Origin of the sequence: Citrobacter sp. RHB35-C21 (assembly GCF_013816515.1) — a bacterium.
In the GTDB taxonomy this organism is placed as follows: Bacteria; Pseudomonadota; Gammaproteobacteria; order Enterobacterales; family Enterobacteriaceae; genus Citrobacter; species Citrobacter braakii.
The window spans coordinates 1350379-1363523 of the sequence record NZ_CP057147.1 but is presented as its reverse complement, the minus strand read 5'-3'; the positions used below and the strand labels follow the sequence as shown (position 1 = coordinate 1363523).

Genomic DNA, 13145 nt, shown 5'->3' with positions numbered 1-13145 from the left:
TGAGCCTTACAGGCTCTCAGTAAAGGTACGAGCAATAACGTCGCGCTGCTGTTCTGGCGTCAGAGAGTTGAAACGCACGGCATAACCAGAAACACGGATGGTCAGCTGCGGATATTTTTCCGGATGCTTAACCGCATCTTCCAGAGTTTCGCGGCGCAGAACGTTCACGTTCAGGTGCTGACCACCTTCCACACGGACTTCCGGCTGTACGTCTACCGGTACTTCACGGTATTCGATTTCACCCAGTTTGCTGACAGCAACGACTTCATCAGCATTGAAACCTGCTTTAGCAACGATGCAGCGTGCTTCGCCTTTTTCGCTGTCCAGCAGCCAGAAAGAGTTCAGCAGGTCGTCATTTGCAGCTTTAGTAATCTGGATACCTGTAATCATTTGATGCCTCCCCGGCAAAATTATTTGATCTCGGTTGGCCGTCATCCGGCCAATTGGTAAAACCATTGTTGCTTGAGTGTATATATACCCCTCACACACCCTTGAATCTTTGATTTAAATCAATAAAAACCACACACGGAAAGTGGTGGTAGGTGGATTTTATTGTTTTACATCAACTTACGCCACATGCACAGCTAAACTTTTTACATAAATTTTCAACTATCTTTAAGGGGTAGACCCTTGAGAAACGTACAGAATTTTGCGACACCGAAAGAAGCAGTTAAGCTAGGGGGATTGAAAATTCGCAGGAGAGCGAGATGGCCACCGAATTAACCTGGCACGATGTGCTGGCAGAAGAGAAACAGCAGCCTTATTTTATTAACACGCTGCATACTGTGGCGGGCGAGCGTCAGTCAGGTATGACAATTTATCCGCCACACAAAGATGTATTCAACGCTTTTCGCTTTACCGAACTTGGCGACGTGAAAGTCGTCATCCTGGGGCAGGATCCATACCACGGTCCGGGCCAGGCACACGGTCTCGCGTTTTCTGTCCGCCCCGGTATTGCCACCCCGCCCTCGTTGCTGAACATGTACAAAGAGCTGGAAGCAACGATTCCTGGCTTCACACGCCCAACGCACGGATATCTGGAAAGCTGGGCACGCCAGGGTGTGCTGTTACTCAACACCGTGCTTACCGTCCGTGCCGGGCAGGCACATTCGCACGCCAGTCTGGGATGGGAAACATTTACCGATAAAGTCATCAGCCTGATTAACCAACATCGGGAAGGCGTGGTATTCCTGCTCTGGGGTTCACACGCACAAAAGAAAGGTGCGATTATTGATGCGCAGCGTCACCATGTATTGAAAGCGCCGCACCCATCACCGCTCTCTGCGCATCGCGGTTTCTTTGGCTGCAATCATTTTGTACTGGCTAATGAGTGGCTGGAACAGCGAGGTGAAAAGCCGATTGACTGGACGCCGGTATTACCAGCAGAAAGCGAGTAAAAAAATGCCAGCGAATCGCTGGCATTTTTGTTATCAGGCTTTGTTCTGACGCCACCACTCCGCGAGCAGCACGCCGGTCGCAACAGAAACGTTGAGCGTTTCTACGTTGCCCGTACCGTCTATCGCCACGCACAGGTCGTCGGCTGAGCATGCTGCTTCTGGCAGAGCCTCGCGCTCACGCCCTAATACCAGCACCATTTTTTCCGGCAACGTGGTAGTAAACAGCGGCTTACCTTTCACGCTTGAGGTCATCACTACCGTGTAACCCGCATTACGGAAGTCGTCCAGCACATCGACAATACTGTCACCGGTGATCGGCTGAACGTGCTCAGCTCCGCCTTCAGCGGTGCGGATAGCCGCACCTGATTCCAACAGCGCCGCATCCTGTACCACCACGCCTTTCACACCGAAGTGCGCGCAGCTACGCATCATGCCGCCCAGGTTGTGCGGGTTAGCAATGTCTTCGAGGGCCAGCACACAATCCTGCGCCCCGGCCTGACCAACCCACTGCTTAACAGTGGTACCGTTACGTTTTTTGATCAGGAAACAGACGCCGCCATGGTGTTCAGTGCCGGAGGCTTTCGCCAGCTCGGCTTCGTCAACCACGTGGTAGGCTTTGCGGTTCGCCGCCATCCAGCGTAATGCTTCTTTAAAGCGCGGGGTTACGCTCTGAACAAACCAGGCGCGAACAATCGCGTCCGGACGACTCTGGAACAGAGCCTGACAGGCATTCTCACCGTAAACGCGGGTTTCTTCCGCGCGCTGACGACGTAATACTTCAGGATCGATAAAGCTTTTGCCGCTGATACCACCGTGATCGGCTTTGTCTGCTGCATCATCATTCGGTGCGCGGGACACGGTACGCCATGGTGAATCGTCACGTCCACGATCGCGTTCTACATCGCGGCCACGACCACGTTCACGACCACGTTCGCTGTTCGGACCCTTTCTGTCATCACGGGCAGGGCGACGACCGCCTTCGGCTCGGGAAGTACCGGGGCGACCGCCGCCTTTACCAGTACGTGGATTTTGGGTGCGTTTGTCCGAGTCATCGTCACTGCGGACGTACATCACTTTGACCTTGCCGTTTTTATTCTTCAGTTCGTCGCTCATGTTTTTCTCCACCTGCTCTGCGCGAAGCGCGAAGATTACCCGATGTGCACGTCGTTAGCCATTATTTCATTTAAAAGCTAAGGACTATTGTACTCATTGAATAAAACGCATTGTTGTTTAGAACAGACTCCCCGATAATATGTAACATAATAGAAACATACTGGCGTTACTGCCGTGAAGTCCACTCCACTCATCCAGAGGTTAGTTATGAATACCGTTTGTACCAGCTGCCAGGCTATCAACCGCATCCCCGACGATCGTGTCCAGGAAGCGGCTAAATGCGGACGCTGTGGTCACGACCTGTTTGATGGGGAGGTGATCAATGCGACCGGTGAAACACTGGATAAACTGTTAAAAGACGATCTCCCGGTGGTGGTTGATTTTTGGGCCCCCTGGTGTGGTCCATGCCGTAACTTCGCCCCGATTTTTGAAGATGTCGCGGAAGAGCGTAGCGGTAAAGTGCGTTTTGTTAAAGTGAATACAGAAGCCGAGCGTGAACTCAGCGCCCGTTTCGGTATCCGCAGCATCCCGACCATTATGATCTTCAGAAAAGGTGAAATCGTTGACATGCTTAATGGCGCCGTACCTAAAGCCCCGTTTGATAGCTGGCTTAACGAATCATTATAATCTCTACGGGGCGCATCTTGTGCCCCGTTTTCACCTCTGCGACAATAGCGTTTTTCAACGTGTTCTCCCATGACCGATAACGCTGTTCTTCAGTTACGCGCTGAGCGCCTCGCGCGCGCCACGCGCCCTTTCCTTGCCCGAGGTAATCGCATTCGCCGCTGTCAGCGCTGCCTGCTGCCGCTGAAGCTCTGCTTGTGCGCAACGCTGGTGCCGTCTGAGGCCAAAAGCCGCTTTTGTCTGGTGATGTTTGATACCGAGCCGATGAAGCCCAGCAATACGGGACGTTTGATTGCCGATATTTTGCCCAATACCACGGCTTTTCAGTGGTCACGCACCGAACCGCCGCAGGCGCTGCTCGAACTGGTGAAAAATCCGGATTACCAGCCGATGGTTGTATTCCCGGCATCCTATGCGGGCGAAGAGCGTGAAGTGATTTTCGCGCCACCAGCCGGTAAACCGCCGTTGTTTATCATGCTTGATGGTACCTGGCCTGAAGCGCGTAAAATGTTCCGCAAAAGCCCGTACCTTGATAACCTGCCGGTGATCTCTGTTGATTTATCGCGACTTTCCGCTTACCACCTGCGTGGCATTCACGCCGAAGGGCAATACTGTACTGCCGAAGTGGCCATTGCGTTGTTGGATCTGGCGGGCGATACGCAAGCCGCGGAGGGGTTGAGCGATCATTTCACTCGCTTTAAAACCCGCTACCTGGCAGGAAAAACTCAACATCAGGGAAGCGTCACAGCAGACTCGCCAGAAAGCGTTTAAAATCATTCGGTCACTGGTGTCATTAAGGAAGCCGATATGAGTCAGCGTGGTCTGGAAGCACTACTGCGACCAAAATCCATTGCGGTGATAGGGGCGTCAATGAAGCCTAATCGCGCTGGTTACCTGATGATGCGTAACCTGCTTGCCGGCGGTTTCAATGGACCTGTTTTACCAGTGACGCCAGCATGGAAAGCGGTGTTGGGCGTCCTGGCCTGGCCCAATATCAACAGCCTGCCTTTTAGCCCAGACCTTGCCGTGTTGTGCACCAATGCCAGCCGCAACCTGGCATTACTCGAAGCGCTTGGCGAGAAAGGCTGTAAAACCTGCATTATTCTTTCAGCTCCCGCATCGCAGCACCTGGAATTGTTGGCCTGCGCCGCACGCTACAACATACGTCTGCTAGGCCCCAACAGCCTGGGGCTTCTCGCGCCCTGGCAGGGGCTTAACGCCAGCTTTTCCCCCGTTCCCATCAAGCGCGGTAAGTTGGCATTTATTTCCCAGTCAGCGGCGATTTCCAACACCATTCTGGACTGGGCTCAACAGCGCGACATGGGTTTTTCCTGGTTTATCGCGCTGGGCGACAGCCTTGATATCGACGTTGATGAACTGCTGGATTACCTGGCACGCGACAGTAAAACCAGCGCGATATTACTTTATCTCGAACATTTAAGTGATGCCCGGCGCTTTGTCTCCGCCGCCCGTAGCGCCTCGCGCAATAAACCCATTCTGGTGATTAAGAGCGGTCGCAGTCCGGCTGCGCAGCGTTTACTGCATACCAGTGCAGGGATGGACCCTGCGTGGGACGCGGCTATCCAGCGCGCCGGTTTATTACGCGTACAAGACACTCACGAGCTGTTCTCTGCGGTAGAAACCCTGAGCCACATGCGTCCACTGCGCGGCGACAGGCTGATGATCATCAGCAATGGGGCCGCGCCTGCCGCACTGGCATTAGATGAGCTATGGTCAAAAAATGGCAAGTTGGCGACATTGAGTGAAGATACCTGCCAGAAATTACGCGATGCGTTACCTGAACATATTGATATCGCCAACCCACTGGATCTGCGTGACGACGCCAGCAGCGAACACTACGTTAAGACGCTGGATATCCTGCTCGCCAGCCAGGATTTCGACGCACTGATGGTGATTCACTCACCCAGCGCAGCCGCCCCGGGAACAGAAAGCGCGCAAGCGTTAATCGAGGCGGTAAAACGTCATCCCCGCGGTAAGTTCGTCTCGTTGCTGACCAACTGGTGCGGAGAGTTTTCCTCCCAGGAAGCCCGTAGACTGTTTAGCGAAGCCGGATTACCTACCTACCGCACGCCAGAAGGCACCATCACCGCGTTTATGCATATGGTGGAGTACCGGCGTAACCAGAAGCAACTGCGGGAAACCCCTGCGCTGCCCGACTACCTGACCACCAACACCGCCGAGGCGCATAATCTGTTACAGCAGGCGATTGCTGAAGGAGCAACGTCGCTGGATACCCATGAAGTGCAGCCGATTTTACAAGCCTATGGCTTACACACGCTGCCGACGTGGATCGCCAGCGACAGCGCTGAAGCCGTACACATCGCGGAGCAAATCGGTTACCCGGTGGCGCTAAAGCTGCGTTCTCCTGATATCCCGCATAAATCAGAAGTTCAGGGGGTAATGCTCTACCTGCGGACGGCAACAGAGGTGCAGCAGGCAGCCAATGCGATTTTTGATCGGGTAAAAATGGCCTGGCCGCAGGCGCGCATTCACGGTTTATTAGTACAAAGTATGGCGAATCGCGCTGGCGCTCAGGAGCTGCGCGTCGTCGTTGAACATGACCCGGTATTTGGCCCGTTGATTATGCTTGGTGAAGGCGGAGTTGAGTGGCGACCAGAAGAGCAAGCCGTGGTGGCGTTGCCGCCATTGAACATGAATCTGGCGCGTTATCTGGTGATCCAGGGGATCAAAAATAAAAAGATCCGCGCTCGCAGCGCATTACGCCCATTGGATATCGCCGGGTTAAGTCAGCTTCTGGTACAGGTCTCCAATCTGATCGTCGATTGTCCGGAAATTCAGCGTCTGGATATTCATCCGCTGTTGGCCTCCGCCGGTGAATTTACCGCGCTGGATGTCACGCTGGACATTGCCCCTTTCACGGGCGATAACGAAAGCAGACTGGCTATACGTCCCTACCCCCATCAGCTTGAAGAATGGGTGGAGTTGAAGAACGGCGAGCGTTGCTTGTTCCGCCCTATTTTGCCCGAGGATGAACCTCATCTGCAGCAGTTCATTTCTCAGGTAACAAAAGAAGATCTTTATTATCGCTATTTCAGTGAGATCAACGAATTTACCCACGAAGATTTAGCCAATATGACGCAGATCGACTACGATCGGGAAATGGCCTTTGTTGCGGTACGCTGTAAAAACAATCAGCAAGAGATCCTCGGCGTAACGCGAGCAATCTCGGATCCTGATAACATTGACGCCGAGTTCGCCGTGCTGGTTCGTTCAGATCTCAAAGGGCTTGGACTGGGTCGCCGGTTGATGGAAAAATTAATTGCATATACCCGAGATCACGGACTTAGACGTTTGAATGGTATTACGATGCCAAACAATCGTGGGATGGTCGCCCTGGCCCGGAAACTCGGGTTCGCTGTTGACGTCCAACTCGAAGAGGGAATTGTTGGGCTAACGCTTAATCTGGCCCAATTTGAGGAATCGTGAGTAAGGTACTGGAAATGTTGACCACATTAATAGGTACTGGTGGTATCATTACCCGCTTATGTCGTCTGCATAGCACAGAGGACCCTTCAATGAACAGAGAAGAAATGCACTGTGATGTTGTCAAAATTTAAGCGTAATAAACATCAACAACACCTTGCCCAACTACCCAAGATTTCTCAGTCAGTTGATGATGTAGATTTCTTTTATGCTCCCGCTAATTTCAGGGAGACTCTGCTGGAAAAAATAGCCAGCGCGACGCGACGGATCTGCATTATTGCGCTGTACCTGGAACAGGATGACGGTGGCAAAGGCATACTCGACGCGCTCTATGCGGCAAAACGGCAGCGTCCTGAACTGGATGTCCGGGTGCTTGTCGACTGGCACCGAGCCCAGCGCGGACGTATTGGTGCTGCGGCATCGAATACCAACGCTGACTGGTATTGCCGGATGGCACAAGAAAACCCAGGTATTGATATTCCTGTCTACGGTGTTCCGATTAACACCCGAGAAGCGCTTGGCGTCCTGCATTTTAAAGGCTTTATCATCGATGACAGCGTCCTGTATAGCGGGGCCAGCCTGAATGATGTTTATCTGCATCAGCATGATAAATATCGCTATGACCGTTATCAGTTGATTCGCAACGCGCAAATGGCCGATATCATGTTCGATTGGGTCACGCAGAACCTGATGAACGGTCGCGGCGTTAATCGCCTTGATGATATTAATCGCCCTAAAAGCCCGGAAATTAAAAACGACATCCGCCTGTACCGTCAGGAACTGCGCGATGCGTCATTCCATTTTCAGGGTGATGCGGATAATGAACAGCTCTCGGTAACGCCTCTGGTAGGCCTTGGAAAATCCAGTCTGTTAAATAAGACCATTTTCCACCTTATGCCCTGCGCGGAGCACAAGCTCACAATCTGTACCCCTTATTTCAACCTGCCCGCTATACTGGTGCGCAATATCATTCAGCTGCTGCGTGAAGGCAAAAAGGTCGAGATCATTGTCGGTGATAAAACCGCCAACGACTTTTTCATTCCAGAAGATGAGCCATTTAAAATCATCGGCGCGCTACCCTACCTGTATGAAATTAACCTGCGCCGTTTCCTGAGCAGACTGCAATATTACGTGAATACCGACCAACTGGTCGTGCGCTTATGGAAAGATGATGACAACACCTATCATCTGAAAGGCATGTGGGTTGATGATAAATGGATGCTGCTCACCGGCAACAACCTTAACCCTCGCGCCTGGCGTCTGGATCTGGAAAACGCCATCCTTATCCACGATCCGAAGCAAGAGCTGACTCCCCAGCGCGATAAAGAACTGGAGCTTATTCGCACGCATACCACCGTCGTTAAGCACTATCGCGACCTGCAAAGCATTGCCGACTATCCAGTCAAAGTGCGTAAGCTCATCCGTCGACTACGCCGTATCCGTATCGACAGATTAATTAGCCGTATTCTGTAACCAAGACCCCGTCAAGTGACGGGGTTTTTCCTATGGAGGCAACGGTGCGCTTGTTTATTCTTTTCAGTATCCTGGCCATTTCTGGCTGCAGCCACATGGCAAACGACCGCTGGAGCGGACAAGACAAGGCTCAACACTTTATCGCCTCCGCTATGCTCTCCGCAGCTGGAAACGAATATGCTCAACATCAGGGCAACAGCCGCGATCGCAGCGCGGCTATCGGCCTGATGTTCTCTGTCAGCCTGGGCGCATCAAAAGAGTTATGGGACAGCCGTCCCGCTGGGAGCGGCTGGAGCTGGAAAGACTTCGCCTGGGATGTTGCAGGTGCGTCTACCGGCTATGCGGTCTGGCAACTGGCACATCACTAGAGGCGCAGACCTTTCCCCTTCCCATGCAGCATCAGCGATACCAAAAATGCGACTATTGCCAGTGCTGTAACGTACCAGAAGAATGTTGTTTCCATACCGACAGACTTCAGGGATAACGCAACATATTCGGCTGAGCCACCAAACAGAGCATTGGCCACCGCATAAGATAATCCAACCCCCAGAGCGCGCACCTGTGCCGGGAACATCTCGGCCTTTAGAATACCGCTGATTGACGTATAGAAACTCACAATCAGCAAGGCACACATCACCAGAGCAAACGCCATATACGGGGACGTCACGCTTTGCAACGCTGTCAGAATGGGGACGGTGAAAATCGCGGCCAACGCGCCAAAACACAGCATTGAAGTACGTCGGCCAATTTTATCTGACAAGGCACCGAACAACGGTTGCACCAGCATAAACACACACAGTGCCGCCGTCATAATCCCACTGGCTACGTTGGCATGCATACCGGCGGTGTTAACCAGGTACTTCTGCATGTAGGTTGTGAACGTGTAAAAACACAGCGAGCCAGCAGCGGTAAAGCCAAGCACCATGATGAAGGCTTTGCGATTACGCCACAGACCTTTCAGAGAGCCAGCTTCTTTCAGCGCGCGAACGTCCTGTTTCGAGGTTTCATCCAACTGTCGACGCAGCCATAACGCAACAATAGCCAGTACGGCGCCCAACGCAAATGGAATACGCCAACCCCACGATCTTAGCGCTGAGTCTTCTAACGTTTGCTGTAATATGACCACAACCAGCAGTGCCAGTAACTGCCCGCCGATTAACGTCACGTACTGGAAGGAAGCATAAAAACCTTTCTTACCTTCAACGGCTACTTCACTCATATAGGTAGCGCTGGTCCCGTATTCACCACCGACAGACAGCCCCTGAAATAACCTAGCCAGCAGCAATAGAGCAGGAGCCCAGGTACCGATGGTTTCATATCCCGGAAGACAAGCGATCACCAGCGATCCCATACACATCATACAAACTGATAGCAGCATCGACTTTTTACGCCCGTGCTTATCAGCGATGCGACCAAACAGCCAGCCGCCAATCGGTCGCATCAGAAAGCCTGCAGCAAAAACTCCGGCTGTTTGTAAGAGTTGCGTAGTGGTGTTTCCTGATGGAAAAAAGATATGAGCAAAATAGAGAGAGCAGAAAGAATAGATATAGAAATCAAACCATTCGACCAGATTCCCTGACGATGCTCCGACAATCGCCCATATACGACGCCGAGTATCGCCGTCTGCCAGCGCCCCGTTCTCAGTTACACTGCTATCAGCCATTAGAATTGTACCCCTGCCAACGATTGCATTAATTTATCAATGGTGGTTGTGTCTTTTTTGGTGAAATAAATGTTATATAATTGTTATAATTTATTATGAGAGAAAGATCACGGTTTTCATTAGCAGAGAAAGGATTCAGATATGTTCGAGAAAGAGAAAAATCGGTTTGAAATAGAGTGGGCTTTTATGGGCTGGATAAAACGGTACGCTGCATCCGGCAGTTTTCACTCCCTGCAGACGCAAAAAAGCCCATCCGGCAGGATGGGCTTCTTCACTTGTTTGATGCCTGGCAGTTCCCTACTCTCGCATGGGGAGACCCCACACTACCATCGGCGCTACGGCGTTTCACTTCTGAGTTCGGCATGGGGTCAGGTGGGACCACCGCGCTACAGCCGCCAGGCAAATTCTGTTATCAACACACCTCTCGGGTCTGTCGATGTAATCTGTAATCAAGCTGAATATCGTGTCTCTTCGCCAAAACATCTTCGGCGTTGTAAGGTTAAGCCTCACGGTTCATTAGTATCGGTTAGCTCAACGTATCGCTACGCTTACACACCCGACCTATCAACGTCGTCGTCTTCAACGTTCCTTCAGGACCCTTAAAGGGTCAGGGAGAACTCATCTCGGGGCAAGTTTCGTGCTTAGATGCTTTCAGCACTTATCTCTTCCGCATTTAGCTACCGGGCAATGCCATTGGCATGACAACCCGAACACCAGTGATGCGTCCACTCCGGTCCTCTCGTACTAGGAGCAGCCCCCCTCAATTCTCCAGCGCCCACGGCAGATAGGGACCGAACTGTCTCACGACGTTCTAAACCCAGCTCGCGTACCACTTTAAATGGCGAACAGCCATACCCTTGGGACCTACTTCAGCCCCAGGATGTGATGAGCCGACATCGAGGTGCCAAACACCGCCGTCGATATGAACTCTTGGGCGGTATCAGCCTGTTATCCCCGGAGTACCTTTTATCCGTTGAGCGATGGCCCTTCCATTCAGAACCACCGGATCACTAAGACCTGCTTTCGCACCTGCTCGAGCCGTCACTCTCGCAGTCAAGCTAGCTTATGCCTTTGCACTAACCTCCTGATGTCCGACCAGGATTAGCTAACCTTCGTGCTCCTCCGTTACTCTTTAGGAGGAGACCGCCCCAGTCAAACTACCCACCAGACACTGTCCGCAACCCGGATCACGGGTCTACGTTAGAACACCAGCCATTAAAGGGTGGTATTTCAAGGTTGGCTCCATGCAGACTGGCGTCCACACTTCAAAGCCTCCCACCTATCCTACACATCAAGGACCAGTGTTCAGTGTCAAGCTATAGTAAAGGTTCACGGGGTCTTTCCGTCTTGCCGCGGGTACACTGCATCTTCACAGCGAGTTCAATTTCACTGAGTCTCGGGTGGAGACAGCCTGGCCATCATTACGCCATTCGTGCAGGTCGGAACTTACCCGACAAGGAATTTCGCTACCTTAGGACCGTTATAGTTACGGCCGCCGTTTACCGGGGCTTCGATCAAGAGCTTCTCCTTACGGATAACCCCATCAATTAACCTTCCGGCACCGGGCAGGCGTCACACCGTATACGTCCACTTTCGTGTTTGCACAGTGCTGTGTTTTTAATAAACAGTTGCAGCCAGCTGGTATCTTCGACTGATTTCAGCTCCATGAGTAAATCACTTCACCTACATATCAGCGTGCCTTCTCCCGAAGTTACGGCACCATTTTGCCTAGTTCCTTCACCCGAGTTCTCTCAAGCGCCTTGGTATTCTCTACCTGACCACCTGTGTCGGTTTGGGGTACGATTTTGTGTTACCTGATGCTTAGAGGCTTTTCCTGGAAGCAGGGCATTTGTTACTTCAGCACCGTAGTGCCTCGTCATCACACCTCAGCGTTAACAAGACTCCGGATTTACCTGGAATCTCCGCCTACATGCTTAAACCGGGACAACCGTCGCCCGGCTAACATAGCCTTCTCCGTCCCCCCTTCGCAGTAACACCAAGTACAGGAATATTAACCTGTTTCCCATCGACTACGCCTTTCGGCCTCGCCTTAGGGGTCGACTCACCCTGCCCCGATTAACGTTGGACAGGAACCCTTGGTCTTCCGGCGTGCGGGTTTTTCACCCGCATTATCGTTACTTATGTCAGCATTCGCACTTCTGATACCTCCAGCATGCCTCACAGCACACCTTCAACGGCTTACAGAACGCTCCCCTACCCAACAACACATAGTGTCGCTGCCGCAGCTTCGGTGCATGGTTTAGCCCCGTTACATCTTCCGCGCAGGCCGACTCGACCAGTGAGCTATTACGCTTTCTTTAAATGATGGCTGCTTCTAAGCCAACATCCTGGCTGTCTGTGCCTTCCCACATCGTTTCCCACTTAACCATGACTTTGGGACCTTAGCTGGCGGTCTGGGTTGTTTCCCTCTTCACGACGGACGTTAGCACCCGCCGTGTGTCTCCCGTGATAACATTCTTCGGTATTCGCAGTTTGCATCGGGTTGGTAAGTCGGGATGACCCCCTAGCCGAAACAGTGCTCTACCCCCGAAGATGAGTTCACGAGGCGCTACCTAAATAGCTTTCGGGGAGAACCAGCTATCTCCCGGTTTGATTGGCCTTTCACCCCCAGCCACAAGTCATCCGCTAATTTTTCAACATTAGTCGGTTCGGTCCTCCAGTTAGTGTTACCCAACCTTCAACCTGCCCATGGCTAGATCACCGGGTTTCGGGTCTATACCCTGCAACTTAACGCCCAGTTAAGACTCGGTTTCCCTTCGGCTCCCCTATTCGGTTAACCTTGCTACAGAATATAAGTCGCTGACCCATTATACAAAAGGTACGCAGTCACCCCATAAAGAGGCTCCCACTGCTTGTACGTACACGGTTTCAGGTTCTTTTTCACTCCCCTCGCCGGGGTTCTTTTCGCCTTTCCCTCACGGTACTGGTTCACTATCGGTCAGTCAGGAGTATTTAGCCTTGGAGGATGGTCCCCCCATATTCAGACAGGATACCACGTGTCCCGCCCTACTCTTCGAGTTCACAACACATGCACTTTTGTGTACGGGACTATCACCCTGTACCGTCGGACTTTCCAGACCGTTCCACTACCACACATGCTGATTCAGACTCTGGGCTGCTCCCCGTTCGCTCGCCGCTACTGGGGGAATCTCGGTTGATTTCTTTTCCTCGGGGTACTTAGATGTTTCAGTTCCCCCGGTTCGCTTCATTACGCTATGTATTCACGCAATGATAGTGTGACGAATCACACTGGGTTTCCCCATTCGGAAATCGCCGGTTATAACGGTTCATATCACCTTACCGACGCTTATCGCAGATTAGCACGTCCTTCATCGCCTCTGACTGCCAGGGCATCCACCGTGTACGCTTAGTCGCTTAACCTCACAACC

The 13145-nt window shown here is 52.2% G+C and carries 9 protein-coding genes and 2 rRNA genes; 6 read left to right on the top strand and 5 right to left on the bottom strand.

What is annotated here, in order from left to right:
• Positions 1-6: 6 nt before the first annotated feature.
• Entirely contained in the window at positions 7-390 is a 384-nt protein-coding gene (gene grcA / locus HVZ39_RS06530; protein WP_003037563.1) for an autonomous glycyl radical cofactor GrcA, read from the bottom strand.
• Positions 391-707: 317 nt separating this feature from the next.
• On the opposite strand from grcA, the gene ung reads away from it, so the two are divergent.
• Complete coding sequence (gene ung / locus HVZ39_RS06525; RefSeq protein WP_181633360.1) at positions 708-1397, top strand: uracil-DNA glycosylase; 690 nt, start codon at positions 708-710, stop codon at positions 1395-1397.
• Positions 1398-1430: 33 nt separating this feature from the next.
• Here the strand turns inward: ung and HVZ39_RS06520 are convergent, their stop codons facing one another.
• On the bottom strand, positions 1431-2510 hold the full coding sequence (locus tag HVZ39_RS06520) for a tRNA/rRNA methyltransferase (protein ID WP_181633359.1): 1080 nt from the start codon (positions 2508-2510) through the stop codon (positions 1431-1433).
• 207 nt (positions 2511-2717) lie between these two features.
• Here HVZ39_RS06520 and trxC point away from each other — a divergent pair, with 207 nt between their 5' ends.
• From trxC to HVZ39_RS06495, 5 genes are all read left to right on the top strand, one after another.
• Entirely contained in the window at positions 2718-3137 is a 420-nt protein-coding gene (gene trxC, locus HVZ39_RS06515) for a thioredoxin TrxC (protein ID WP_003037559.1), read from the top strand.
• A gap of 69 nt (positions 3138-3206) precedes the next feature.
• The gene (gene tapT, locus HVZ39_RS06510; protein ID WP_181633358.1) at positions 3207-3905 is read left to right on the top strand and encodes a tRNA-uridine aminocarboxypropyltransferase; all 699 of its coding nucleotides are present in this window, start codon (positions 3207-3209) and stop codon (positions 3903-3905) included.
• A gap of 36 nt (positions 3906-3941) precedes the next feature.
• Positions 3942-6602 (top strand): protein lysine acetyltransferase, encoded by a 2661-nt coding sequence (gene pat / locus HVZ39_RS06505; RefSeq protein WP_016157179.1) that lies wholly within the window; start codon positions 3942-3944, stop codon positions 6600-6602.
• A gap of 114 nt (positions 6603-6716) precedes the next feature.
• Positions 6717-8072: a CDP-diacylglycerol--serine O-phosphatidyltransferase gene (gene pssA / locus HVZ39_RS06500; protein WP_003835350.1), complete on the top strand. Its 1356-nt coding sequence runs from the start codon at positions 6717-6719 to the stop codon at positions 8070-8072.
• A 44-nt stretch (positions 8073-8116) separates the two neighbouring features.
• Positions 8117-8440, top strand: coding sequence for a YfiM family lipoprotein (locus tag HVZ39_RS06495; protein ID WP_016157180.1), 324 nt, complete (start codon positions 8117-8119; stop codon positions 8438-8440).
• Here the strand turns inward: HVZ39_RS06495 and HVZ39_RS06490 are convergent.
• The 3 genes from HVZ39_RS06490 to HVZ39_RS06480 all read right to left on the bottom strand — a co-directional run bounded on the left by HVZ39_RS06490 (position 8437) and on the right by HVZ39_RS06480 (position 13137).
• On the bottom strand, positions 8437-9735 hold the full coding sequence (locus HVZ39_RS06490) for an MFS transporter (RefSeq protein WP_016154060.1): 1299 nt from the start codon (positions 9733-9735) through the stop codon (positions 8437-8439). The two genes, HVZ39_RS06495 and HVZ39_RS06490, sit on opposite strands and share 4 nt — an antisense overlap.
• Positions 9736-10019: 284 nt before the next feature.
• A 5S ribosomal RNA gene (rrf, locus tag HVZ39_RS06485) occupies positions 10020-10135 on the bottom strand.
• A gap of 95 nt (positions 10136-10230) precedes the next feature.
• Positions 10231-13137, bottom strand: a 23S ribosomal RNA gene (locus HVZ39_RS06480).
• Positions 13138-13145 lie beyond the last annotated feature (8 nt).

Coding starts and splice junctions, on each gene's coding strand:
- grcA (WP_003037563.1), bottom strand. CDS start 390: ATGATTACAGGTATCCAGATTACTAAAGCTGCAAATGACGACCTGCTG.
- ung (WP_181633360.1), top strand. CDS start 708: ATGGCCACCGAATTAACCTGGCACGATGTGCTGGCAGAAGAGAAACAG.
- HVZ39_RS06520 (WP_181633359.1), bottom strand. CDS start 2,510: ATGAGCGACGAACTGAAGAATAAAAACGGCAAGGTCAAAGTGATGTAC.
- trxC (WP_003037559.1), top strand. CDS start 2,718: ATGAATACCGTTTGTACCAGCTGCCAGGCTATCAACCGCATCCCCGAC.
- tapT (WP_181633358.1), top strand. CDS start 3,207: ATGACCGATAACGCTGTTCTTCAGTTACGCGCTGAGCGCCTCGCGCGC.
- pat (WP_016157179.1), top strand. CDS start 3,942: ATGAGTCAGCGTGGTCTGGAAGCACTACTGCGACCAAAATCCATTGCG.
- pssA (WP_003835350.1), top strand. CDS start 6,717: ATGTTGTCAAAATTTAAGCGTAATAAACATCAACAACACCTTGCCCAA.
- HVZ39_RS06490 (WP_016154060.1), bottom strand. CDS start 9,735: ATGGCTGATAGCAGTGTAACTGAGAACGGGGCGCTGGCAGACGGCGAT.